The 24,313-nt window shown below is 65.3% G+C and carries 18 protein-coding genes; 15 read left to right on the top strand and 3 right to left on the bottom strand.

Annotated features, from left to right (window positions below):
- From L286_RS38120 to L286_RS38110, 3 genes are all read left to right on the top strand, one after another.
- The coding region (locus L286_RS38120) for a heme-binding protein (RefSeq protein WP_021223603.1) at window positions 1-1,883 on the top strand (1,883 nt) is incomplete at its 5' end.
- Between the two features lie 3 nt (window positions 1,884-1,886).
- The gene (locus L286_RS38115) at window positions 1,887-3,710 is read left to right on the top strand and encodes a hypothetical protein (RefSeq protein WP_020817708.1); all 1,824 of its coding nucleotides are present in this window, start codon (window positions 1,887-1,889) and stop codon (window positions 3,708-3,710) included.
- A 101-nt stretch (window positions 3,711-3,811) separates the two neighbouring features.
- A complete protein-coding gene (locus tag L286_RS38110) occupies window positions 3,812-7,771 on the top strand; it encodes an LVIVD repeat-containing protein (RefSeq protein WP_020817709.1) in 3,960 nt (1,319 codons plus the stop codon).
- 9 nt (window positions 7,772-7,780) lie between these two features.
- Here the strand turns inward: L286_RS38110 and L286_RS38105 are convergent, their stop codons facing one another.
- Window positions 7,781-8,686, bottom strand: coding sequence for a TPR domain-containing protein (locus tag L286_RS38105; RefSeq protein ID WP_020817710.1), 906 nt, complete (start codon window positions 8,684-8,686; stop codon window positions 7,781-7,783).
- Window positions 8,687-8,854: 168 nt separating this feature from the next.
- Between L286_RS38105 and L286_RS38100 the strand changes: the two genes are divergently transcribed.
- Genes L286_RS38100 through L286_RS38085 form a run of 4 tightly spaced genes read left to right on the top strand, consistent with a single transcriptional unit; the run spans window position 8,855 to window position 14,971 of the window.
- Window positions 8,855-11,368, top strand: coding sequence for a cyclic nucleotide-binding domain-containing protein (locus L286_RS38100; protein WP_020817711.1), 2,514 nt, complete (start codon window positions 8,855-8,857; stop codon window positions 11,366-11,368).
- The gene (locus L286_RS38095; protein ID WP_020817712.1) at window positions 11,368-12,246 is read left to right on the top strand and encodes a hypothetical protein; all 879 of its coding nucleotides are present in this window, start codon (window positions 11,368-11,370) and stop codon (window positions 12,244-12,246) included. Before L286_RS38100 ends, L286_RS38095 begins: the two co-directional genes overlap by 1 nt.
- A gap of 7 nt (window positions 12,247-12,253) precedes the next feature.
- Entirely contained in the window at window positions 12,254-14,080 is a 1,827-nt protein-coding gene (locus L286_RS38090) for a cytochrome c3 family protein (protein ID WP_020817713.1), read from the top strand.
- Between the two features lie 45 nt (window positions 14,081-14,125).
- A complete protein-coding gene (locus L286_RS38085; RefSeq protein WP_020817714.1) occupies window positions 14,126-14,971 on the top strand; it encodes a phosphodiesterase in 846 nt (281 codons plus the stop codon).
- Window positions 14,972-14,985: 14 nt separating this feature from the next.
- Here the strand turns inward: L286_RS38085 and L286_RS38080 are convergent, their stop codons facing one another.
- Complete coding sequence (locus L286_RS38080) at window positions 14,986-15,921, bottom strand: LysR family transcriptional regulator (RefSeq protein ID WP_007683450.1); 936 nt, start codon at window positions 15,919-15,921, stop codon at window positions 14,986-14,988.
- A gap of 141 nt (window positions 15,922-16,062) precedes the next feature.
- On the opposite strand from L286_RS38080, the gene L286_RS38075 reads away from it, so the two are divergent.
- The 4 genes from L286_RS38075 to L286_RS38065 all read left to right on the top strand — a co-directional run bounded on the left by L286_RS38075 (window position 16,063) and on the right by L286_RS38065 (window position 18,832).
- A complete protein-coding gene (locus L286_RS38075) occupies window positions 16,063-17,175 on the top strand; it encodes an S-(hydroxymethyl)glutathione dehydrogenase/class III alcohol dehydrogenase (protein WP_013053868.1) in 1,113 nt (370 codons plus the stop codon).
- Window positions 17,176-17,243: 68 nt separating this feature from the next.
- The gene (gene fghA, locus L286_RS38070) at window positions 17,244-18,101 is read left to right on the top strand and encodes an S-formylglutathione hydrolase (RefSeq protein WP_021223602.1); all 858 of its coding nucleotides are present in this window, start codon (window positions 17,244-17,246) and stop codon (window positions 18,099-18,101) included.
- Between the two features lie 3 nt (window positions 18,102-18,104).
- Window positions 18,105-18,233, top strand: a complete 129-nt coding sequence (locus L286_RS49605) for a hypothetical protein (RefSeq protein ID WP_020817716.1) — start codon at window positions 18,105-18,107, stop codon at window positions 18,231-18,233.
- Complete coding sequence (locus L286_RS38065) at window positions 18,230-18,832, top strand: GNAT family N-acetyltransferase (protein ID WP_020817717.1); 603 nt, start codon at window positions 18,230-18,232, stop codon at window positions 18,830-18,832. Before L286_RS49605 ends, L286_RS38065 begins: the two co-directional genes overlap by 4 nt.
- A gap of 22 nt (window positions 18,833-18,854) precedes the next feature.
- Here the strand turns inward: L286_RS38065 and L286_RS38060 are convergent, their stop codons facing one another.
- On the bottom strand, window positions 18,855-20,105 hold the full coding sequence (locus tag L286_RS38060) for a TetR/AcrR family transcriptional regulator (protein WP_020817718.1): 1,251 nt from the start codon (window positions 20,103-20,105) through the stop codon (window positions 18,855-18,857).
- A gap of 201 nt (window positions 20,106-20,306) precedes the next feature.
- On the opposite strand from L286_RS38060, the gene L286_RS38055 reads away from it, so the two are divergent.
- Genes L286_RS38055 through L286_RS38040 form a run of 4 tightly spaced genes read left to right on the top strand, consistent with a single transcriptional unit; the run spans window position 20,307 to window position 24,185 of the window.
- Window positions 20,307-21,551, top strand: a complete 1,245-nt coding sequence (locus L286_RS38055) for an acyl-CoA dehydrogenase family protein (RefSeq protein WP_013053863.1) — start codon at window positions 20,307-20,309, stop codon at window positions 21,549-21,551.
- A complete protein-coding gene (locus L286_RS38050) occupies window positions 21,548-22,585 on the top strand; it encodes a phosphotransferase family protein (RefSeq protein ID WP_020817719.1) in 1,038 nt (345 codons plus the stop codon). Before L286_RS38055 ends, L286_RS38050 begins: the two co-directional genes overlap by 4 nt.
- A gap of 29 nt (window positions 22,586-22,614) precedes the next feature.
- Window positions 22,615-23,391: an SDR family oxidoreductase gene (locus L286_RS38045; protein WP_013053861.1), complete on the top strand. Its 777-nt coding sequence runs from the start codon at window positions 22,615-22,617 to the stop codon at window positions 23,389-23,391.
- Window positions 23,388-24,185: an SDR family NAD(P)-dependent oxidoreductase gene (locus tag L286_RS38040; RefSeq protein ID WP_020817721.1), complete on the top strand. Its 798-nt coding sequence runs from the start codon at window positions 23,388-23,390 to the stop codon at window positions 24,183-24,185. The genes L286_RS38045 and L286_RS38040 overlap by 4 nt, the downstream gene beginning before the upstream one ends.
- Window positions 24,186-24,313: the final 128 nt, after the last annotated feature.

Genomic DNA, 24,313 nt, shown 5'->3' with positions numbered 1-24,313 from the left:
GGGGGGGCGGCAGCACGCCGACGCCCGGCCCCACGACGCCCACCAGCCTTTATGCCGCGCCCGCGCAGGAAGCGCTGACGGTGGCGGATGTGGAGTCGGTCGTCGCCCATGCCGTGGCGGAGGCTCGCGCACGGAACCTGCCATCCGTCATCGCCGTGACCGACCGGGTGGGCAATGTGCTGGCGGTGTTCCGCATGACCGGAGCGCGGGCGAGCGCGACCACCAGCGCCGCGCCCAATGGCGACAATATCGACGCGCAGAATCTGACCGTCCCGGCCGAGGCTGGCGCCATCGCCAAGGCGATCACCGGCGCCTATCTGTCGAGCGCCGGCAACGCCTTTTCCACCCGCACGGCGAGCATGATCGTGCAGCAGCATTTCCCGCCCGCGCCGACCACGGTCGGGCTGGAAAGCGGGCCGCTGTTCGGGGTGCAGTTCAGCCAGTTGCCCTGTTCGGATTTGGCGGCGCGCTTCCTTTCTTCCGGCGCGGCAGCGATGATCGGACCGAAACGCTCGCCCCTGGGGCTGGCGGCCGATCCGGGCGGGTTTCCGCTCTACAAAAATGGCGTGGTGGTCGGCGGCATCGGTGTGATGGCGGACGGGGTCTATGGGTCCGACACCAATATCCTCGACGACGATAATGATCCCGAGGAATATATCGCGCTCGCCGGGACTTTGGGGTTCGAAGCGCCGGAGGGGGTCCGCGCCAACCGCATCACGGTGGACGGCACATCGCTGCGCTATGCCGATGCGGCCTATTCCGGGCTGATGGCGTCGGGGGCGGTGAGCTTTGCCGCGATCAATGGCAGCGCCGGATCGCTGGTGGCGGTGCGCGGCTATTATGGCGATCCTGCGCCGACGATCCTGGCGGGGGTGGCCTATGGCACCGAAGCGTCGGGCGTGCGGCGGGCGCGAACCGTCGAATTTTCCAAGAGCGACGCCTTCGTCCTGACCGACGGGTCGGGCAATGACCGCTTTCCGATCCGGGCAGGGACCGATGCGGGCGATGTGGCGCAGCCGCTGACGGCGGCGGAGGCGACCGCGATCCTCGAAGAAGCCTTCACCGTCATGGGCCGGGCGCGGGCGCAGATCCGCCAGCCGCTCGACAGCCGGGCGCAGGTGACGATCAGCCTGGTCGATACGCGGGGGCAGGCGCTGGGCATCGTCCGCTCGCCCGATGCGCCGATCTTCGGCACGGATGTGAGTTTGCAAAAGGCGCGGACGGCGGCCTTTTTCTCCAATTCCCATGCGGCGTCGGACCTGCTGGCCAGCAGCAGCACCGATGTGGCGGCTTTCGTCGGGAAGGCGCGGACATTCCTCAACGATCCCGCCGCGTTGACCGGCCGATATGCCTTTACCGACCGCGCCAACGGCAATCTGTCCCGGCCCTATTTCCCGGATGGCGAGGTGGGGCGGCCCAATGGGCCATTTTCCCGGCCCATCGCGCAGTTCAATCCCTTTTCCACAGGGCTGCAATCGGCGCTGGTGGTGGGCGATCTGGCCGCGCATCTCGCCTATGTGACGGGCGCGAGCGCGAGCGATACGCCGCAGCGTTGCTCGGACGTGCCGACCGTTTCCAACCGGAACCGGGTGCAGAATGGCATTCAGATCTTTCCCGGTTCCGTGCCCATCTATCGCGGCAATGTGCTGGTCGGCGCCATTGGCGTGTCGGGCGACGGCATCGATCAGGACGATATGATCGGCTTCCTTGGCCTCCACAATGCCGGGGCGCGCGTGGGCGGGTTCGGCAATGCGCCCGCCGCGATCCGGTCGGATCAGATCGTGGTGGACCTGGGCAATGCGAATGTGCGGCTGCGCTATGTGAACTGCCCCTTTGCGCCGTTCCTCGACAGCGGGTCGCAAAATGTCTGCGCAGGGCTGTAGGGGATGGGGCTGACCGCGCTTTTGCCGTTGTTCGCGCTGGCTCAGCCCGGCGAGCCGGTGCCGCCGCCTCCGCCGGAAAACTGGCGGGAGATATTGGACGCGGACGGGCAGTCCATCGAAGGGCGCCGTCGTCCGGGCTATGAAGCGCCGCTGCCCGACGCGGTGACGCAGGATAACAAGGGCGCGGTGCGGGCGCCGCCGCCGGAGGCTTTTCCGACCGATCAGGTGCCGATCCCCGACCGCTGGCGGCTGATCGAGAGTCTGGGCGTGGTGAAGGAGCGCTGGTTCGATCCCTATCACCAGAACACGCTGAAGGGCGACCGGCCCATCGACCGGGAAAAGGCGAAGTGGCTGCCGATCAGGGGCGAGGACTGGTTCTTCGTCGCCAATGCGGTGAGCGACACCGTGCTGGAACCGCGCACCTTTCCGATCCCGGTCGGCGTGCAGACGACTGAGCGGCCCGGCAGCCTGGACGTGTTCGGCAAGGATGCCAGCGTCGTGTTCAGCCAGACCTTCATCGGCGGCGTGGCGCTGATCAAGGGGGCGACCGCCTTCAAGCCGCCGGAGATCGAATATCGGCTGACGCTGGCGCTCAACGTCAATCATGTGAACGTGCCTGAACGGCGCGTGCTGTTCGTGCAGCCTTCCAGGCCGTCGCATCGCACCGACCATTTCCTGGGGGTGCAGGAAGCCTTTGTCGACTATCATCTCGCCAATACGTCGGATCGTTATGATTTCCGGTCGGTGCGCGTGGGTATTCAGCCGTTTCAGTCGGATTTTCGCGGCTTCCTGTTCAATGACCAGCAGTTGGGAATAAGGCTGTTCGGCAATCGCGACAATAACCGGTTTCAGTTCAATCTGGCGGCCTTCTGGCGGCTGGAGAAGGATACGAATAGCGGGCTGAATTCCGTCGTGCAGTCGCCACGCCGGGACTGGATATTCCTCGCCAATCTCTATCGTCAGGACTTTCTGGTCCCCGGCCTCACCAGCCAGATCACCGCCGTCTTCAACATGAACCGCGAGAAGCGGGACATCGAGATCGACGATAACGGCTTTCCGGTGCGTCCGGCGCTGCTCGGCGACCTGCGCGGACGGGAATATGATGTGGTCTATCTCGGCTATAATGCCGACGGGCGGATAGGGCGGCTGAACCTGACGGGGTCGATCTACGGCGCGTTGGGGGAGGATCGGGACAGTTTCTTCACCTCGCGGCCCGCGCAGATCAGCGCCTTCTTCGCCGCGGCCGAGGCGAGCGTCGACAAGGACTGGATGCGGTTCCGCCTCTCTGGCCTCTACGCCAGCGGCGACGGCGACCCTTATGACAATCGCGAAAACGGCTTCGATGCGATCTTCGAGAACCCGGTCTTTGCCGGCGCCGACACCAGCTATTGGATCAGGCAATCCATTCCCTTTGCGGGCGGCGGGCGCGTGATCGCGATCAATGGGCGCAACGGCATTTTGAATTCGCTGCGGTCGTCGAAGGAGCAGGGGCAGTCGAACTTCAACAATCCCGGCACGATGCTGCTGGGGGCGGGGGCGGATTTCGACCTGATGCCGGAACTGCGGGTTTCGGCCAACGCCAATCATCTCTGGTTTCAGAATACGGCCACGCTTCAGGTACTGCGCAACGAAGGCAGCATTCCCAAGGCCATCGGCTGGGATTTGTCGACGGCGGCGATCTGGCGGCCGCATGCGACGCAGAATATCGTCTTTCGCCTGTCGGGTGCGACTTTGCTGCCGGGGGCGGGATTTCGCGACCTCTTCTCCAATAGCGAGCGTAACCGGAACTATTATTCGGTGCTTGCCAATTTGATCTTGAGTTACTGATGCGTTGGCCTTTTTCTCTGTCATTCCCGCAAAGGCGGGAAGCCATCTCCAGCGCTGCGTCCAGACGACGGGGTGGGAGATGGATTCCCGCCTTCGCGGGAATGACGGTGATGGTGCTGCTTGCGGCGTTGCTCCTTCCCGTGGCCATCCTCCGTGCTTCCGATGCCGAAAAGCCGGTCGAGCGCCATTATACTCCTGCGCCGCCAGCGCCGATGAGCCAGACCGCCGAACAGGTCGCGGCGAAATCGGACGGCTGCTATAGCTGCCACAGCAAGACCGACGAACCGTCCATGCATGCCACTCCGGCGGTGATGCTGGGCTGCACCGACTGTCATGGCGGCAATGCGGCGGTGCGGGGCGATCCCGCATTGGGCTTCGAAGACCCCGCCTATGTCGCGGCGCGGGAGAGGGCGCATGTGCTGCCGCGCTATCCCAAGAGCTGGCACTATCCCTCCTCCGCCAATCCGCAGCGGACTTACACGCTGCTGAACCGGGAGGCGCCGGAGTTCGTGCGCTTCGTCAACCCCAGCGACTATCGCGTGGCGCGGGACGCCTGCGGGTCATGCCATATGCAGGTCATCGAGGCGGCGGAGCGTTCGCTGATGGCGTCGGGCGCGATGCTGTGGGGCGGGGCGGCCTATAATAACGGGATCGTGCCGTTCAAGAACTACATCTTCGGCGAGGCCTATACCAGGGACGGGAAGCCCGCGAAGATCGTCTCGCCCGGCAGCCCGCCCGGCACGCTGACCGCCGACCAGAAGGCGCGGGGTGCGCTGGCGGAACTTTATCCGCTGCCGACATGGCAGGTGATCCCGCCCGGCGACGTCTTCCGCGTGTTCGAGCGGGGCGGGCGCAATATCGGCACGCAATTTCCCGAAATCGGCCTGCCCAACCCGACCGGATCGATCCAGCGGCTGGAGGAACCGGGGCGACCCGACCTCAAGCAGTCCAATCGCGGCCCCGGAACGGGCCTGCGCGTCGCGATCCCGGCGCTCAACATCCACAAGACCCGCCTCAACGATCCCTATATGTGGTTCATGGGGACCAACGACCAGCCGGGCGATTATCGCCATTCGGGCTGTTCGGGCTGCCATGTCGTCTACGCCAACGACCGCGAGCCGCGCCACAGCCTGATCTATGCCCAATATGGCCGGGACGGGCAGACCGCCACGGTCGATCCCACCATCGCGGCCAAGACGAGCCATGGCGGGTTGAAAGGCCCGCATGGCGAGACGGTCAAGCTGGATCATCCAGTAGGCGCCGTCAAGGAAAGCGGCCATCCGATCCGCCACGCCTTCACCCGCGCCATCCCGACCGCCCAGTGCATGAACTGCCACATGCACCAGCCCAATATCTTCCTGAACAGCTATCTGGGCTATACGATGTGGGACTATGAGTCCGACGCGCCGCTGATGTGGCCGGAAAAGCAGAAATATCCGACCGCTGCGGAAGTGCATGAGACGCTGGAACGCAATCCGGAAGGGGCCAGCCCGCGAGGAAAATGGGCGGACCTGGATTTCCTGCGCAACGTCTACGACCTGAACGACAAGGCGAAGGATACGCAGTTCGCGGATTATCACGGTCATGGCTGGAACTTCCGGGGCGTGTTCAAGCGGGACCGGGAGGGCAATCTGCTCGACGCGGACGGCAAGATCGTGTCGCCCGACGATCCAGAAAAATGGCGCAGGAAGGGGGAGGAGAAGTTCGTTCCCGTCGGCACCAATCCGGGCAAGTCGGTGCATCTGATGGACATTCACGCCGAAAAGGGGCTGCAATGCGCGGACTGCCATTTCGCGCAGGACAGCCATGGCAACGGCTTCATCTATGGCGAAGTGGCGAACGCCATCGAGATCGGGTGCAAGGATTGCCATGGCACGGCGGACGCCTATCCGACGCTGCTGACGTCCGGCCCCGCAGCGCCGCCCAAGGGCACGAACCTCGCCCTGCTGCGCAATCCGGACGGCAAGCGGCGCTTCGAATGGTATTATGACGCCAGCGGACGGCAGCGGCTGATCCAGCGGTCCATCGTCGATCCCAAGCTGGAATGGGAAGTGTCGCTGGTGAAGGATAGCGTCGATCCGGCCAACCCGCATTTCAACGCGAAGGCGGCGCGGGCCAAGCTGATGAGCCGGTCGGGCGCGGAGGATGGCAGCTTCGCCTTCGGTCCCGGCGTGGCGAAGGCGGACCGGGCGCATGGCGACGACAACATGGCCTGCTTCACCTGTCACCTGAGCTGGACGACCAGTTGCGGCGGTTGCCATTTGCCCATCGAGGCGAACTGGAAGACGTCGCTCCACCATTATGACGGGGAGGAGACGCGCAACTTCGCGACCTACAACCCGCAGGTGGCGCGGGATGAAATGTTCCAGCTTGGCAAGCATATGACGACCAAGGGCAATGAAACCGCGCCGGTGCGGTCGACTTCGGCGCTGGTCCTGTCGTCCACCAACATCAATCGCGAGCGCATCTATATTCAGCAGCCGCCCGTGTCGGGCATCGGCTTCTCGTCCCAGGCCTTCGCGCCGCATTTCCCGCATACGGTGCGCAGGACCGAGACGAAGACTTGTTCCGACTGCCATTTGTCGGCGAAGGACGACAATAATGCGATCATGTCGCAACTGCTGCTGCTCGGCACCAATTTCGTGAACTTCGTGGGGCTGAATGCCTGGACGGGCCTTGAGGGCGGGTTCGAGGCGATCCGCGTCACCGAATGGGACGAGCCGCAGGCGGTGATCGGCAGCTATCTCCAGAAATATGCCTATCCCGACTATTGGAAGCTGCATGTCGAGCAGAATAAGCGGGAACTCAAGGATTGGGTGCGCGGCAAATATTTCGACGGGAAGGCTTCGGGCGAGACCCAGGCCGTGGAGGAATTCCGCAATGTCGTGAAGGGCACGGCGGGCCGCGTCGGATGCCTGCAACTGCGCGGCGAATATATGTATGTCGCCGAAGGGAAGGGCGGTTTCCGCGTCTATGACGTGGCGTCCATCGCGAACAAGGGCTTTTCCGAGCCGATCGTGAGCGGGCCTTTCTCGAAACTCGGCCATGATGCGGGCATTCGCACGAAGAACGCGACCTGCATGGCGCTGCCGACCAACCAGCCGGTCAATCCGCTGCGCAACACCAAGGAGTTGCGCGAGATCAATCAGGAGCAGCCTTTCCTGCCGATCTACAGCTATGCGGCGGTTACGGACAGCGTCGAGGGGCTGATCATGGTCAATGTCGAGACCATGGCCGATGGCGAGTTCCGCAACAATTTCCTGAAGCGGGCCGTGACCTGGAACCCCGACGGCGTGCTGAACGGCGCGCGGCATATCCAGTTGGCGGGGCAGATCGCCTATATCACCGCGAATGTCGGGCTGGTGGTGGTGGACCTCAGCGATCCGCTCCACCCCCGTCTCGCCGCCGTCCGCCCGATGAAGGATGCGCGGGCGAGCGCGATCCAGTTCCGTTATCTGTGGGTGACGGATGCGGAAGGATTGAAGCTCTTTGACGTGACGAAGCTCACCGATCCGGTGGCGGTGTCGTCCGCGACGGTGAGGCTGGCCGATGCGCGGCGCATCTATCTGGCGCGCACCTATGCCTATGTCGCGGCCAAATCCGACGGGCTGGCGATTATCGACATCACCAATCCGCTGCGGCCGGCCGTCTATGCGAAAGAAACGTTCGGCGGGCAGATGACCGATGTCGAGGACGTGATCGTGGGCACGACCAATGCGTCACTCTTCGCCTATGTCGCGGACGGCCGCAACGGCCTCAAGGTGATCCAGCTCACCAGTCCGGCGAGCCAGCCCAATTTCTACGGCTTCTCGCCCGCGCCCAAGCCGGAACTGATCGCCTGGGCGCGGACGCCCTCGCCTGCACTGGCGCTGTCCAAGGGGCTGGACCGCGACCGGGCGGTGGATGAGACCGGCGGGCAGATCGCGGTGTTCGGACGATTGGGGTCGCGCCCCTTCACCCGGTCGGAGATGGAGCGGCTGTTCCTGACCAGCAAGGGCATCCCCTACAAGGTCAGCGACGAAGCGGATATGAAGGGCTGGCGGCCGCCCCTGCTGCGATGAGCCGGGGGTTCAGGCGCCCGGCACGCCCAATATCCGCGCCTCGTCCCTGATCCGTCCGGCCTGCGCCGGATTGGCGGCCCGCGCCTGCGCATAGGCCGCCGCCGCCTTGCCTGTCTCGCCCAGCGTCATGCGGCTGCGCATCAGCATGATCCAGCCGTCGACATTGCCCGGATCGGCCTTGAGCCTGGCCTCCAGACGGGCGACCATCCCCTCGACCATCGCATCCTGCTGCCCCTTGGGAAGCTGCGCCGCGGCCTGCATCTGCTCGCGGCTTGGCCCCGGTATCGCCGCCGCCGCCACGGACATGCCGACGCCCATGGGCGGATGCGGCGCGCTTGGCTTAACCGCCGCCAGCCGCCCAGCGACATCGATGCCGTTGATCTTTCCCACCTGCTCTATCGTCCGGCGCAGGTCGGCTTCCCACGGCGCGCCCGGCGGCGTGTCGCCCAGCAAGGCGAGCCAGTCGCGGATCGCGCCCTCATGATCCTTCGCCAGATCCTTGAGCACCGCCTGGAAATAACGGGCCCTCGGATCCTTGGGATCGATCGTAACTGCCCGATCGAAGGCGTCGGCCGCCTCCTTCGGCATGGGATCGCGCTCGCTCGCCATCACCGCCGCTTCGCCCAGCGACGACCAGAAGGTCGCGTTGCCGGGCGCCAGCTTCGTCGCATGGCGATAGGCGCGCACCGCATCGGCGTGGCGGCCGCTCTCGAAATAGGCCCAGCCCAGCCTCTGCCAGCCCTCCGCATCATTGGGATTGGCCCCGACCCGGTCCTGCAGCGCGCGGATCGCCGCTTCCGGATCGGATGCTCCCCGGTTCGCCAGCGGCGGGGGCAGGGCGGGCGCTTTCGTTTCCTCAGGCGCCTGCGACACCCTGTAGCCGATCGATATGGCTGCTATGCCGACCGCGCCCATCAGGACCACGCGCCTCCAGCTCCAACCCATTATTCTTCCACTCCCCGGCTGTTCCCCGCGATCTTCTCTAGCGTGACGCTGCGGAAATGATAGAGTGCCGCCCGGGACAGGCATCCGGTAACAGCCGGAGCACAGGGGCATATTGGGGGACAATCATTGACTGACCGCGTGCGTATCGCGATCGTCGGATCGGGGCCGGCGGGGCTGAGTGCGGCCGCCCGCGCCGCTGCGCTGGGGCTTTCGCACCTGCTGATCGAGAAGACGGATCATCTGTCCGACACCATCTTCAAATATCAGAAAGGCAAGCATGTGATGGCGACGCCCAGCCAGCTCGTGCTGCGGTCGGACTGCGATTTCGAGGCGGGCAGGCGCGAATCGATCCTGGACCGCTGGAATGCGCAGGCGGCGGAACAGGGCGTCAATGTCGCCTATAATGCGGAGGTGAAGGCGATCGCCGGCACCGGCGATCCCATCCCCGGCAGCATCCAGAAGATCGTCGAGCGCAAGCGCGACGGCACGAGCGAAACGAAGGAAATCCAGCGCCTCGCGCCGCCCTATCGCCTGACCCTGAACGACGGGCGGGAGGTGATTGCCGACGCGGTGATCATGGCCATCGGCACGCAGGGCAATCCCAATCTGATGCGCGCGCCCGGCGCCGACCTGCCCCATGTCCAATATCAACTGGACGACCCAGCCGAATATAATGACGAGCATATCTTCGTCGTCGGCACGGGCGACGCGGGCATAGAAAACGCCCTGGGCCTCGCCGCCGACGAGGCCCAGGGCAATGTCGTCACCATCCTCAACCGATCGACCGAGTTCGCCAGCGCCAAGGCCGCGAACGTCAAGGCGCTGATGGCCGCCGCCGAAGCCGGCCGCCTGGCCATCATGACCGAAACCACCACGGCGAAGGTGGAGCCGGGTTTCGTCACGCTCGACAGCCGCGATGGCGAGGTGAAGCTGAAATGCGACCGCATCATCGCGCGCATGGGGTCCGCCCCGCCTCGCGCCTTCGTGGAAAGCTGCGGCATCGAATTCACCAGCGGCGACCGCCTGGCCTTCCCGAAATTGTCGCCGGTGTTCGAAAGCACCGCGCCCGGCATCTTCGTAATCGGCGCGCTGGCGGGCTATCCGCTGATCAAGCATTGCATGAACCAGGGCTATGACGTCGTCGAATATATCAACGGCAATCGCGACCTGAAGCCGGCGGACGAACCCATCCTGGTCGCCAAATTCGCGGGATTGCCGGAGAAAAAGGGCGTCGCGGAATGGCTGGAGCACCTGCGCGCCAACGTCTCTATCCTGGAGGGTCTCTCACCGCTCCAGATGCGCGAATTCATGCTGGACAGCGAAGTGCGCGCCTATCGCAGGGGCGATGTGATCTTCGAGAAGTTCGATCCCGGCTCCTCGCTTTTCGGCATAGCGCGGGGACAGGCGCTGGTGGAGGTCGCCCCCGGCGTCGAGGTGCCCATCGAACAGGGTTCGATCTTCGGCGAGGTCGGCCTGATCTCCGGCCGCCGCCGCGGCGCGACGGTGCGGGCGGGCGCGGATTCGATCATGGTGGAGGTGTCGCGCACGGCCGCGCTCAAGCTCATGTCCTCCAACCCGCCGGCCAAGCGCGCCATCACCCGCATATCGACCGAACGGCAACTGCTCCAGATGTTCGGCGCGGGCCTGACCCCCGCCGACCTTGCCGACATTCTGGACACGGCGGAAATCCGGACGGTGAAGGCAGGCGAGGCGATCCTGACGGAGGGCGATCTCGGCAACGACATCTATGTGATCCGCGTCGGCTCCATGATCGTGGAGAAGAAGATCGGCGGTAAAAACGTCTTCCTCTCCTATCTTCCCGCCGGCAGCTATGTGGGCGAAATGGCGCTCATCGCTGGCGGCCCGCGCACCGCCACGGTCAAGGCGACGGTCAAGTCGGAGGTCATCAGGCTGAACGGCGACGCCTTCGCCCGGCTGATGGCCGCCAAGCCCGCCCTGCTGGAGCGCGCCCGCCGCGACATGGCCGCCCGCCAGGACGTCAACGCCTTCATCGAAAGCCGCAAGGACAGCTTCTCCACCGTCGTCGACATGTATTCGGAAACGGCGAAATTCCTGGTCGACAACGGCATCGGCGAAGCAACCGACGTGCTGCTGATCGACGAGCATCTCTGCGTCGGTTGCGACAATTGCGAGAAGGCCTGCGCCGACAGCCATGACGGCCTCTCCCGCCTCGACCGGGAGGCGGGCCGGACCTACGCCCATCTCCACGTCCCCACCAGTTGCCGCCATTGCGAGCATCCCCACTGCATGGCCGACTGCCCGCCCAACGCCATCCATCGCGGCCCGGACGGAGAGGTCTTCATCGACGAAACCTGCATCGGCTGCGGCAATTGCCAGCGCAACTGCCCCTATGGCGTGATCCGCATGGACAGCGTGCCGCCCAAGAAGCCGGGCCTGCTCAGTTGGATGTTCTTCGGCGCCGGCCCCGGCCCCGGCGAACCGTCGAAGAAATGGCGTTACAAGAACGCGGAACCCGGCGTCGAAAAGCCGAAAAAAGCCATTAAATGCGACATGTGTTCCGGCATCGACGGCGGCCCGGCCTGCGTGCGCGCCTGCCCGACGGGCGCCGCTATCCGCATCGCGCCGGAAGATTTCCTGACGGTCGCCCGGCTGGGCGGAGAGGCGCGCTGATGGCCACTCGCGCCGCCAACCCCGGGCGCCGGGCCAAGGGTGAAGTGCTGCATGACGGCTTCCTCCGCCACGCCGGTTTCCGCTGGCTGAAGATCGCGACGCTGATCTGCGTCCTGTCGATGGCCAGCTACATGCTGGTGGACGTCACGCCGCGCCATAATGGCGGTAGCTGGTACGGCTATGCCATGGGCACGATCGGCATGCTGCTGATCCTGTGGCTGACGCTGCTCGGCCTGCGCAAGCGGGCGATGACGGGGGGCCGCTGGTCGCTCAAGGCCTGGACCTCCGCCCATGTCTATCTGGGTCTCAGCCTGATCGTCGTCGCCACGCTGCACACCGGCTTCCAGCTTGGCTGGAACGTGCATACGCTGGCCTATGCGCTGATGATGCTGGTGATTTTTTCGGGCCTGTTCGGCATTACGGTCTATGCGACCTTGCCCGCCGCGCTCAGCAACAACCGCGCCGAAATGACGCAGGTGCAGATGCTCGACGCGGTGCGCGCCATCGACCGGCAACTGCATGACGCCGCGCAGCCACTGACGCATGAACAGGCCGCGCTGGTGCGCCAGTCGCTGGAGGACGACCCGTTCGGCGGCGGGCTGCTCGCCCGCCTGTCGGGCCGCTATCCCCGCTGCGCCACGGCGTGGGCGCAGGCCGCGCTGCGCCGCTGGACCGGCGAGAAGCCCGATACCGGCAACGATCCGCTGGAAAGGATCGACGCCCTGCTGGAGCGCAAGCAGGCCATGCTTGCCCGCCTGCGCCGCCATTTGAAGCTGAAAGCGCTGCTGGAAATCTGGCTCTACGTCCATGTGCCCGCCACCTTTGCCCTGCTGGCCGCGCTGACCGCGCATGTCGTCAGCGTCTTCTTCTACTGGTGAGCCGGAGATGAGCTTCCTAGTCCGTCAGATCAGCCTTACCGCCGATGGCCGCGAGATCGTCCGCGCCGCCATGATCGCCAAGCCGCAACTTTCCCTCGGCCGCGCGGCGGAAAGCGACATCCACCTGCCCGACCTCGCCCTGGAACCGGACCATGCCCGGATCGAGCAGGTCAGTGAGCGCGTCATCCGGGTGCGCGCCACCGGCACGCTGGGTTTCGAACTGGAGGGCCGAACCGTCCTGCGGGCCGAGATCGAGCCCGCCCAGGGCGCGGAACTGCGCTTCGGCGGCCACCGCATCACCGTGTCGCGGGACGATGACGGAGAAGCGGAAGGCGCGACAATCCTCTCCATCCGCCGCGTCGATGCCGTGTCCGAAGCCTCGGAGGAAAAGGAGGAGACGAAGGTCTTTTCCCTGCGCGGCCTGTTGCCCGGCAAGCGGCTGACGGCCTGGGCGCTGGCGCTGGCGATCCTGGTCGGCTTCCTGGCCGTGCCCATCTGGAGCTATGCCGGCCGCCCCGCGGACGACACGCGCAACATCTACACGGTGGTGGGCGACAAGAGCTGGTCCTCCGGCCCGCTCAGCCAGGCGCATCACGCGCTGGAGGGGCGCTGCGAAACCTGCCATCAAAAGGCGTTCGTTTCGGTCCGCGACAGCGCCTGCCAGACCTGCCACAAGGACGCGCATGACCATGCCCCCGCCGCCCGCATCGCCATGGCGCGGGCGGAAGAGGGGCTGGGCGGCAAGCTGCTGGCGGGAGTAGCCTCCGCCTTCGGCAAACCGCCCGAAGGCGCCTGCGTCGATTGCCACCGCGAACATGAGGGCGCCGGTCCGATGCAGCCCACGCCGCAGGCCTTCTGCACCGATTGCCACGGCACTTTGAAGGATCGACTGAAGGACACGAAGCTGGGCAATGCCGCCGATTTCGGCACCAGCCATCCGCAATTTTCCGCTCTGGTGCAGACGCGGCCGGGCAAGCATCCCCGCTTCGCCCGCGCATCGCTCGACAGCCGGCCGATGGACGATGGCGGCCTCAAATTCCCGCACGACATCCACTTGTCCGCAACCGGCGGCGTCGCGAAAATGGCGCGGACGATGAAGGCGCAATATGGCTTTGGCGACGCGCTTGCCTGCAAGGATTGCCACAGGCCGACCGCCGACGGCGTGCGCTTCCTGCCGGTCGACATGGAACGCGACTGCCAGATGTGCCACAGCCTTGCCTTCGAAACGATCGGCGGCACCGTCCGCACGCTGCGCCACGGCCAGCCCGATCAGGCGATCGCGGACCTGCGGGCTTATTTCCGTTCGACCGGCCCGGCCCAGCCGCCAGCCTTAGGCGGCATGGCGCGGCGGCGGCCCGGAGACTATGCGCAGGGCCGGATATATCATGCCTATTTCGGCGCGGCCGCCGCTCGCCCCTCCCGCGCCGACGACGCTGTCAGGACCGTCTTTTCGAAGGGCGGCGCCTGCTACGACTGCCACACCATCACGCCGCCCGGCGCGAACGGCAATGCAGGTTGGCAGGTGCTGCCCGTGCATCAGCCGATGCGCTATATGATGAATGGCTGGTTCGACCATGCCGCGCACCGGACCGAGAAATGCGAAAGCTGCCATGCCGCGCCCAAATCGCACGATGCCAGGCAATTGCTGCTGCCGGGAATCGACAGTTGCCGCACCTGCCATGGCGGGGAAAAGGCCAAGGCGGACGTGCCGTCGGGCTGCGCCATGTGCCACAGCTATCATGTCGGCGACGGCGCGCCACGGGCGCCCGCCAACCGTTCGATCGGCAAAGATGCCGCGGACCGGCCGAGAAAGTTTGATAGTCCAAGCGGGTAGCGCCTCAAGGACGGGCCGCGATATATAAGAGGGAAGCAAGGACCAATGCTGATCGCGCAGGTCACGGACATCCATCTGGGCTTCGACCCGGACAACCCCGCCGAATTCAACCGCAAGCGGCTGGACCAGGTCTTGCGCGCCCTGAATGACGGTCCCAACCGGCCCGATCTGCTGCTGGCGACCGGCGACCTGACCGACCGGGGTGACCCGGACAGCTACCGCCGTCTCGCCAACGCCTTCGGCCAGTGCGACTTCCCGGTCTGGCCCTGCATGGGCAATCATGACGACCGGGCGCATTTCGCCGCGCATTTCCCCCACATTCCCCAGAATGACGGCTTCGTCCATTATGTGATCGCGCAGGACGGGCGGCGGATCATCATGCTCGACACGCTGGAGCCGGGACGTCATGGCGGCGCCTTTTGCGAGCGGCGCGCGCAATGGCTCGCCGCGCGGCTGGATGAGGACGACGTCACCCCGACGCTGATCGTCATGCACCACCCCCCGGTGGAGGTCGGCATCGACTGGATGAACACCCATCCCGAAGAACCCTGGGTCGGGCGCTTCGCCGCGACCATCGCCGGGCGCCCCAATCTGCACGCGATCCTCTGCGGCCACATCCACCGCTCGGTCGTCGCGCCGTGGAAAGGCACGACCATCGCCATCTGTTCATCCACCGCGCCGCAACTGGCGCTGGACCTGCGGCCGATGGACCCGGATGCCCCGGACAATCGCCCGATGATCGTCGCCGACCCGCCTGCTTACGCGCTTCATCGGTGGACCGGGAACGGGTTGATCACGCATTTCGAGACGGCGGACGATCATGTCATGCTCGCGAAATTCGACGCGGGCATGCAGCCGCTGGTGCGAACGCTGATGGACGAGCGGCCGTAACGCAAGCCGGATGCTTAAATCCCGGAGCCTTCCGCCCAGGCGCCGGGACGGATCGCCTCTTCCCTGCGCGGAGGGTTCATTGCGGGCCCCAGTTCGCGCAGCAGGCAGTCCACGACCTGCCGCACCTTCGGCAGCAAATGGCGCCGCTGCGGATAAACCGCCCAGATGGGTTCATCGTCCGGCTGAACATCCTCCAGCAGCAGTTCGACCATGCCGTGCTTGAGATAGGGCAGGATGTAGAAGTCCGGAAGCTGGCAGATGCCAAGCCCGGAAATGCATGCCTCCATGACGGCATGTCCGCTGTTGCACCGGAAGCGTCCCTTCGGCCGATGGATCACCTCCTGCCCGTCGACCTTGAAATGCCATGTGCTGGCGGAGCCGGCGATGCACTCATGCCCGGCCAGCGCCTCGACGCTCGCGGGCCGGCCCGCGGAAGCCAGATAGCTGGGCGCGGCGCAGGTATAAAGCGTGCGCGACGCCACCCGCGTCGCGATCAGGCGGGGGTCGTTGACCGTCCCCGTGCGGACCGCGACGTCGAACCCTTCACCGACAAGATCGATGACGCGGTTGGACAATTCTATCGACACGGCCAGCTTGGGGTGCTGCATGGCGAAGCGGCGGATGATCGGCGCCACGAAGCGCTCCCCCATGGCGGTCGAGCAGGTCACGCGCAACTCCCCCTGCGGCTCGCTTCTCTCCCCGATCAGGGCGATGGCTTCGTCCCGGTCCTTGGCTATGCGCTCGCACCGTTCGAAGAACACCCGGCCGGTGTCGGTCAGCCGGACGGTCCGGGTGGTCCGATGGAAAAGCAGCGCCTGCACGCGCTGCTCCAGCGCCATGATGGACCGGCTGACATGGGTGGTGGAGACGCCCAGCGCCCTTGCCCCGCGGGTGAAGGAGCCCGCCGTGGCGACGCTGATGAACTCGTCAATGCCATCCCAGTTCGACATTTGATTATACCTATCCAGGAATAATGATTTTCCGAAACACCATATTATCACCAATGCGGAACAGCGCTAGGGAGGGTGGAAAGAGGGGCAGGGCTAGAGCCGTGGCGCCTCTTACCGCCTGATCATGACGAGGAATGAGAGATGAAGACCCGCGCCGCCGTCGCCTTCGAGGCGAAGAAGCCCCTGGAGATCGTCGAAGTCGATCTGGAAGGCCCGAAGGCGGGCGAGGTTCTGGTGGAGATCATGGCGACGGGCATCTGCCACACCGACGCCTATACGCTGGACGGCTTCGACAGCGAGGGCATCTTCCCCTCGATCCTGGGCCACGAGGGCGCAGGCATCGTGCGGGAGGTCGGCGCGGGCGTCACTTCGGTGAAGCCCGGCGACCATGTGATCCCGCTCTACACGCCCGAATGCCGCCAGTGCAAAAGCTGCCTGTCGGGCAAGACGAACCTGTGCACCGCGATCCGCGCCACCCAGGGCAAGGGGCTGATGCCCGACGGCACGACCCGTTTCAGCTACAAGGGCCAGCCGATCTTCCACTATATGGGCTGCTCCACCTTCTCCAACTTCACCGTCCTGCCGGAGATCGCGGTGGCCAAGATCCGCGAGGACGCGCCCTTCCAGTCGAGCTGCTATGTGGGATGCGGCGTCACCACCGGCGTCGGCGCCGTCGTCAACACGGCCAAGGTGCAGGCGGGCGAGAATGTCGTGGTCTTCGGCCTGGGCGGCATCGGCCTCAACGTCATCCAGGGCGCGAAGATGGTCGGCGCGGACAAGATCGTCGGCATCGACATCAACCCCGACCGGGAGGAGTGGGGCCGCAGGTTCGGCATGACTCATTTCATCAACAGCAGGGGCCTGTCGCGGGAGGAGACCGTCGCCAGGATCCTGGAGGTGACGGACGGCGGCGCCGACTACAGCTTCGACGCGACCGGCAATACGGAGGTGATGCGCACCGCGCTCGAATGCTGTCATCGCGGCTGGGGGGAAAGCATCATCATCGGCGTGGCCGAAGCGGGGAAGGAAATCAGCACTCGCCCGTTCCAGCTCGTCACCGGCCGCGTTTGGAAGGGGACAGCTTTTGGCGGCGCGAAGGGCCGCACCGACGTTCCCAGGATCGTCGACTGGTACATGAACGGCAAGATCGAGATCGATCCGATGATCACCCATGTGCTGACGCTGGAGGAGATCAACAAGGGCTTCGACCTGATGCATGCGGGGGAAAGCATCCGCAGCGTCGTGCTGTTCTGAACGGGACGAGGGAATTTCATGGGCGTGACTTCCGGTGCCGTTCCGACGCGATCGGACGGCAGGTGATCATGGAACAGGTGAGCGCCAGCAAGGCCTTCGGCGGCGTGCAGGGCGTGTACCGGCACGCCTCCGCCTCGACGGGGACGGACATGACCTTCTCGGTCTATGTGCCGCCCCATGACGAAGGGACGAAGCTGCCGGTCGTCTGGTATCTGTCGGGACTGACCTGCACCCATGCCAATGTCACGGAGAAGGGCGAGTTCCGCGCCGCCTGCGCGGAACTGGGGCTGATCTTCGTCGCGCCGGACACCAGCCCGCGCGGTCCGGACCGCAACGGCGGCGCCGTGGCGGACGATCCGCAGGGGGCTTATGATTTCGGCCTGGGCGCCGGTTTCTATGTCGACGCGACGCAGGCCCCCTTCGCCGCCCATTATCGCATGTGGTCCTATGTGACCCGGGAACTTCCCGCGCTGGTCGCGGCGAACTTTCCCGCCGACATGGCGCGCCAGTCGATCATGGGGCACAGCATGGGCGGCCATGGCGCGCTGACCATCGGCCTGACCCATTCCGCGCGGTACAAGGCGGTTTCGGCCTTCGCGCCGATCGTCGCGCCAGGACAGGTGCCTTGGGGGCGGAAGGCGCTGGCCGGCTATCTGGGCGACGACCCGGCCGCTTGGCGCCGGCACGACGCGGTCGCGCTGATCGAGGATGGCGCCCGCGTTCCGGCGCTGCTGGTCGACCAGGGGACGGCGGACAATTTCCTGGAACAGGAATTGCGCCCCGAACTGCTGAAGGCGGCCTGCGAGGCGGCGGGCATCGACCTGACGCTGAACCTGCGCGAAGGTTATGACCACAGCTATTATTTCATTTCCACCTTCATGGCCGATCATCTGCGCTGGCATGCGGCCCGTCTGGGCAGGGATTGATCGATGGCGCGGATGTTCGCGAACGGCCGCGACGGCGCCGGACCTGCGTTGCAGGCCGAAGCGGGTCCGCCATTGATGGCGATCCGCGACCAGGGGCCGGACGAGCGGCTGGATCAGGTGAGGGCGGGATGACGCAGGCGGACCTCGCCACCCCGCTTCGGATCGAACGCATCGGCAGGGATGACATGTCGCTGCGCGCGCTCGCGACATTGCGCATGACGGTGTTTCGCGGCTGGCCCTATCTCTATGACGGCAGCCTCGACTATGAAGCGGACTATCTGTCCGATTTCCTGAGCGACGAAACCGCGGTGCTGGTGGTCGCGCGACTGGGGGACATCCCCGTTGGCATGGCGACCGCGTCGCCGATGGCGACCCAGGGCGACGCGGTGAGGGCGCCCTTTCTGGCGGCCGGCATCGATGTCCGGTCCCTCTTCTATTTCGGGGAATCCGTGCTGCTGCCCCAGTTTCGCGGGCTGGGCGTGGGTCATCGCTTCTTCGACGAGCGGGAGGCGGCCGCCCGAAGCGCGGGCGCGACCGGCGCGACCTTCTGCGCGGTCGACAGGGACCGGGACCACCCGGCCCGGCCGAGCGACACCCGCGACCTGACGCCCTTCTGGACCAGCCGCGGCTATCGCATGGCGCCGCACCTTGCCATGACCATGCGCTGGAAGGAAGTCGGCCAGCCTGAGGAGAGCGACCATCTGATGCGCTTCTGGCTGAAGTCGCTATAGGCGGATCGGCACGGCCGCTGGTTCAGGCGGGATGGAATATCCCCCGCGTGATGGCCGACAGGCAGTCGGCGACGGCATCATCCCTGTCCTGCTTGGCCGCCCAGGACCGTATGTCGGACGCGGAATTTATCGTCGACATGATGATGTGGCTCGCAAGGAGGGGGTTGACGTTTTTCGCCGCGCCCTCCCGCACCGAATCGACGAGCAGGCCCGAAAAGAGAAGCGTCGTCCTCTGGGCATGCTCATAGGGAATCTGGCGGACGCTGTCAGGCAGGGCCTGGAACGCGGTGGTGCGCAGAAGCGGATAGTCTTCCCCGAACTGATATTTCATCGCCTGCGCGATGACCGAAATCAGCGTTTCCCAGGCGTCCAGTCCGGCTTTCCGGGCCTGTTCGCGGAGATCCCTCAGCCGCTGGTAACTGTTGCGGAAGCATTGCAGGATCAGTTCGTCCTTCGTCGGCAGGTGATGGTAGAAGCTGCCCTTGGTAAGGTTGAGTTCGGCGGCGATCCGGTCGATCGACGTCCCCCTATAGCCGACTTCGTTCATCAGGCGCGTGGCGGTTCTGAGAAACTGGGAATAACTGTCGCCCGCCGCAACCGCTTCGCCGGTGCCGAGGGCGGCGGGAAGCGCGCGCGAAGGGCGCGTCGCAATTCCGCCGTCCAGAATATCGAATAGCTGCCGGCGCACTGTGTCGAAGTCGCCCACATCATATTGTTTCAGCCATATCGCCGACCAGAAGACCACCTCATTCAACATCTGGGTGCGCGCCGTCAGCCTGAGTTTCCGCGCGGCGGTGTCCGCCGGGCCGAAAAAGGCGCGGACGCCGCGAAATACGGCCTGATATTGCTGCATCAGCGCGGCGCGGGCGTCGCCTTCCAACGCTCGCATTTCCGACAATATGGCGAGGGGACGGGTCTTCCCCTGCATCGCCGCCGCATAATGGTCGAAGTGGATGCGCAGATATTGGTCGACCCTTGCCCGCGGCGTATCCGCCTTTCCCGCCTGTTCCACCATTTCCTTCAGGCGCTGAAGGCTGTCCTCGAAAACCGCGCGGACAAGCTGTTCCTTGTACCGGAAATAATAGGTGACCGCCGTCGTCTTGAGGCCCAACTGCTCCGCCACTTCCTGCAGCGTCATGCCGGCGATGCCCCGCTGGTTGAGGAGCATGGTGGCCGCGTCCAGAATCTTGCCCCGCTGCCGCTCGAAACGCGAAAGCGGGGGGCCGGACGGCCCCTCCAGTGCTGCGCTGTCCGCTTTGGCGTCGGTCATCATCGCCCTATCTTCAATTTGTCGGCGGGAGTCGAGCCTTGCCCGAATTCGAATTCCAGGTCTTGCACGATTTTTCATGAATTCACGGAACCATGCCTGCATCGACCCATATTCCTGTTGGACAAACCCGATCAGGTGAGAGATTAAAAGTCGTAATTCGAATCGAGGGTATGGCTGAATGCCCTGGGATGGGAGAGGGATGGAATGGATTTCTCATTCACCGAAAGGCAGACCCGATATCGCGACGCGGTCAGGCAATTCATCGAGGGGGAGGTGCGTCCCCTGGTTCATGCCCATGAGGCGGAATTGGCGGAAGGCGACAGATGGGCGCCGCTCGACCTGATCGAGACGCTCAAGAGGAAGGCGCAGGCGGCGGGCCTCTGGAACCTGTTTCTGCCCCCTTCGAACGGGCATGCCCATGTCGACGACAGCTTCCTTTTTTCGGGCGAGCGGCTGACCAATCTGGAATATGCGCTGTGCGCCGAGGAAATGGGCCGGATCCATTGGGCGTCGGAGGTCTTCAACTGCTCCGCCCCGGACACCGGCAATATGGAGGTGCTGCATAAATATGGCACGCGCGCGCAGAAGGACCGCTGGCTGAAACCGCTGATGGACGGCGCGATCCGTTCCGCCTTCCTGATGACCGAGCCTGAGGTGGCCTCCTCCGACGCCACCAACATACGCACCTCGATCGACCGCGATGGCGACGATTATGTCGTCAACGGGCGGAAATGGTGGTCATCGGGCGCCGGAGACCCGCGCTGCAAGATCGCCATATTGATGGGAAAGACCGATCCCGCCGCGGCGCGCCACGAGCAGCAGAGCATGCTGCTGCTGCCCCTCGACACCCCGGGCGTGACGATCAGGCGCAATCTTTCGGTGTTCGGCTATGACGATGCGCCGCATGGGCATTCGGAAATCCTGCTGGACAATGTCCGCGTGCCGGCCGGCAATCTGCTTCTGGGCGAGGGACGCGGTTTTGAAATCGCGCAGGGCCGGCTGGGGCCTGGACGCATCCATCATTGCATGCGCACGATCGGCGCGGCGGAAGAGGCGCTGGACATGATGTCCCGGCGCCTGCTTTCGCGATCCGCCTTCGGCAAGGCCATTGCCGAACATTCGGTGTGGGAGGAACGGGTGGCGAATGCGCGCATAGAGATCGAAATGACGCGCCTGCTCTGCCTGAAGGCGGCCGACATGATGGACAAGGCGGGCAACAAGGCCGCAAGGAACGAAATCGCGATGATCAAGGTGCAGGCGCCCGCCATGGCGCTGCGCATCGTCGACGACGCGATCCAGGCCCATGGCGCGGCGGGCGTTTCGCCGGATTTCGAACTCGCCCGGATATGGGCGGGCCTGCGCACCATGCGCATCGTCGACGGCCCTGACGAAGTGCATCGCCGCGCGATCGCGCGGGCCGAATTCAGCCGCCATCGGGACCGGCGGTGAGCGACCTCGACGAAGCGTCGCTGGCGCGCTGGATGGCGCGCGCCGTGCCGGATTTCCAGGGTCTTGGACGGATCGGGAAATTTCCCGGCGGCCAGTCCAACCCGACTTACAGGATCGAGGCCGGCGAAAGGACATATGTTCTGCGCCGCCAGCCATTCGGGGACTTGCTGCCCTCGGCCCATGCGGTCGACCGGGAATATCGGCTGATCTCCGCTCTGCATCCCGCGGGCTTTCCGGTGCCCAGGCCCGTGGCCCTGTGCGAGGACAGGAACGTCGCGGGCGCCCTGTTCTACATGATGGAGATGGTCGACGGGCGCAGCTTCTGGAACGGGGCCTTGCCTGAGATCGGGAAGGGGGAAAGGCGCGCCTTTTACGAGGCGATGATCGATGCGCTGGCGCGGCTTCATTCGCTGGACTATGAAAAAATCGGCCTGGGCGGCTTCGGGCGCGCCGGCAATTATTTCGAACGCCAGGTGGGGCGTTGGACGAAGCAATATCGCGCGGCGCAGACGGACCATATCCCGGAGATGGAGAAACTGATCGAATGGCTGCCGCGCACGGTGCCCCGGCAGACGCGCAACTCGATCATCCATGGCGATTTTCGCATCGACAATCTGATCTTCGCGAAGGACCGGCCAAAGGTTCTGGCGGTGATAGACTGGGAACTGGCGACCATCGGCGATCCCCTGGCCGATTTCGCCTATCTGGCGATGAACTGGATCATGCCGGCCGATGGCCGTTCCTGGCTGGGCGGGCTGGACCTGGAGGGGGAGGGGCTGATGACCCTGGACCAGGCCATGGATCGATATTGCGATGCGGCCGGTTGCGGTCCGTTGCCCGATCTGTCCTGGCATTTCGCCTATAATCTGTTCCGCATGGCCGGCATATTGCAGGGCGTGAAGAAACGCATGGCGGACGGCAATGCGTCGAGCAGCGAAGCGGAGGTCATGGTGGCGAAGATCCAGCCTCTGGCAAGCGAGGCATGGAGACGGGCCTGCATGGCGGGCGCACTGGACCCGACCGTCAATTCGTGAACGGCTGGAAGTCCAAAAGGGAGAAGGGCATGGATTTGTTCGACCTGAGCGGCAAGACCGCGATCATCACCGGCTCGTCCCGCGGCATCGGGCGCGCCATTGCGGAAGCATTTGCGGAGGCGGGCGCCAATGTGGTGATTTCCAGCCGCAAGCAGCAGGCCTGCGAGGAGGTGGCGGCCGCCATCAACGCGCGGTGCGGGACTGAGCGCGCCGTCGCCATCGCCGCCAGCATATCCGACAAGGCGGCGCTGCACGCCATGGTAGAGCAGACGCGCGAACATTTCGGGCAAATCGACGTCCTGGTCTGCAACGCCGCGTCCAACCCCTATTACGGCCCGATGTCGGGCATCACGGACGAACAGTTCCGCAAGATCTTCGACAATAACGTGCTGGCCAACCATTGGCTGATCGGCGCGGTCGCACCGCAGATGCAACAGCGCAAGGACGGATCGATCATCATCATATCGTCCATAGGCGGCCTGATCGGATCGGATGTGATCGGCGCCTATAATGTCTCCAAGGCGGCGGATTTCCAGCTCGTCCGCAACCTCGCCGTCGAATTCGGGCCGCATAATGTGCGCGTCAACGCCATCGCGCCCGGCGTCATCCGCACGGATTTTGCCCGCGCCTTGTGGGAAGACCCGAAGGCCGAAGCCGAATTGCGGCGCGTGACCCCGCTCGGCCGCATCGGGGAGCCGGAGAACATCGCCGGCACGGCCGTTTTCCTCGCGTCGAAAGCGGCCGAATATGTGACGGGCCAGGCGATCGTCGTCGACGGCGGCACGACCATAAAGGGCGCGCTGTGACCGGCCGCTTCCATGGCAAGAGCGTCGTCGTGACGGGCGCGGGTTCGGGCATCGGCCGGGCAACCGCGCGCCTGTTCGCAGGGGAGGGCGCGCGGGTCATCGCCTTCGACCTGTCCGAAGGCGTCGAGGAAACGGCCGTCGGCCAGGAACGCATCGTCGCCATGCGGGGCGATGCCGGGTCCGCCGGCGATGTGCAGGCGCTGATCGCGGCGGCGGTCCGCGATCTGGGCGGCGTCGACATCATCGCCGCCAATGCCGGCATCAGCGGCGGCCTGGCCGGCCTGTTCGAGCAGACGGCGGAGGACTGGGCGAAAATCCTGGAAGTGAACCTGATCGGACCCTTTCTGGCGATCCGGCACGGCGCGGAGGCGATGATCAACGCTGGGCGACCGGGCAGCATCATCTGCACGGCGTCGGTGGCGGGGCTGCGCGCCGGCGCGGGCGGGCCGGCCTATTCCGCGTCCAAGGCGGGCGTCATCAATCTGGTGCAGACCGCCGCGCAGCAACTCACCGGGACGGGGATACGCGTCAACGCCGTATGTCCCGGCCTTGTCGAAACGGGCATGACGCAGTCGCTCTACGACGCCGCCCGCGCAAAGGGGCGGGAGGAGATGATCGGGCAGCTCAATCCCACGCAGCGCGGCGGGGAGCCGGGCGAACTGGCGGAAGCCATCGCCTTCCTGGCATCCGACCAGGCGAGCTACATCAATGGTCATGCGCTTGTCGTCGACGGCGGGCTGTCCACGTCCCACCCCTTCACCAAGCCCCGCAAGCTGGGCGTGACGACATTCTGACGAAAGCAGTTCGGGCGTCCGCATTGCCGATGCCTGTTCAACGCTTTCTCCCTCCGCGGCGATCGGGGCGGGCGGCGGGACATGAGTCGTTGCGGCTCGCGCGCCCGGATCGATCCGACGCGGATGGG

Source organism: Sphingobium sp. HDIP04 (assembly GCF_000445085.1).
Classification (GTDB): domain Bacteria; phylum Pseudomonadota; class Alphaproteobacteria; order Sphingomonadales; family Sphingomonadaceae; genus Sphingobium; species Sphingobium indicum.
This window is presented reverse-complemented; position numbering and strand designations above follow the sequence as displayed.

Coding starts and splice junctions, on each gene's coding strand:
- L286_RS38115 (WP_020817708.1), top strand. CDS start 1,887: ATGGGGCTGACCGCGCTTTTGCCGTTGTTCGCGCTGGCTCAGCCCGGC.
- L286_RS38110 (WP_020817709.1), top strand. CDS start 3,812: ATGACGGTGATGGTGCTGCTTGCGGCGTTGCTCCTTCCCGTGGCCATC.
- L286_RS38105 (WP_020817710.1), bottom strand. CDS start 8,686: ATGGGCGCGGTCGGCATAGCAGCCATATCGATCGGCTACAGGGTGTCG.
- L286_RS38095 (WP_020817712.1), top strand. CDS start 11,368: ATGGCCACTCGCGCCGCCAACCCCGGGCGCCGGGCCAAGGGTGAAGTG.
- L286_RS38090 (WP_020817713.1), top strand. CDS start 12,254: ATGAGCTTCCTAGTCCGTCAGATCAGCCTTACCGCCGATGGCCGCGAG.
- L286_RS38085 (WP_020817714.1), top strand. CDS start 14,126: ATGCTGATCGCGCAGGTCACGGACATCCATCTGGGCTTCGACCCGGAC.
- L286_RS38080 (WP_007683450.1), bottom strand. CDS start 15,921: ATGTCGAACTGGGATGGCATTGACGAGTTCATCAGCGTCGCCACGGCG.
- L286_RS38075 (WP_013053868.1), top strand. CDS start 16,063: ATGAAGACCCGCGCCGCCGTCGCCTTCGAGGCGAAGAAGCCCCTGGAG.
- fghA (WP_021223602.1), top strand. CDS start 17,244: ATGGAACAGGTGAGCGCCAGCAAGGCCTTCGGCGGCGTGCAGGGCGTG.
- L286_RS49605 (WP_020817716.1), top strand. CDS start 18,105: ATGGCGCGGATGTTCGCGAACGGCCGCGACGGCGCCGGACCTGCGTTG.
- L286_RS38065 (WP_020817717.1), top strand. CDS start 18,230: ATGACGCAGGCGGACCTCGCCACCCCGCTTCGGATCGAACGCATCGGC.
- L286_RS38060 (WP_020817718.1), bottom strand. CDS start 20,105: ATGATGACCGACGCCAAAGCGGACAGCGCAGCACTGGAGGGGCCGTCC.
- L286_RS38055 (WP_013053863.1), top strand. CDS start 20,307: ATGGATTTCTCATTCACCGAAAGGCAGACCCGATATCGCGACGCGGTC.
- L286_RS38045 (WP_013053861.1), top strand. CDS start 22,615: ATGGATTTGTTCGACCTGAGCGGCAAGACCGCGATCATCACCGGCTCG.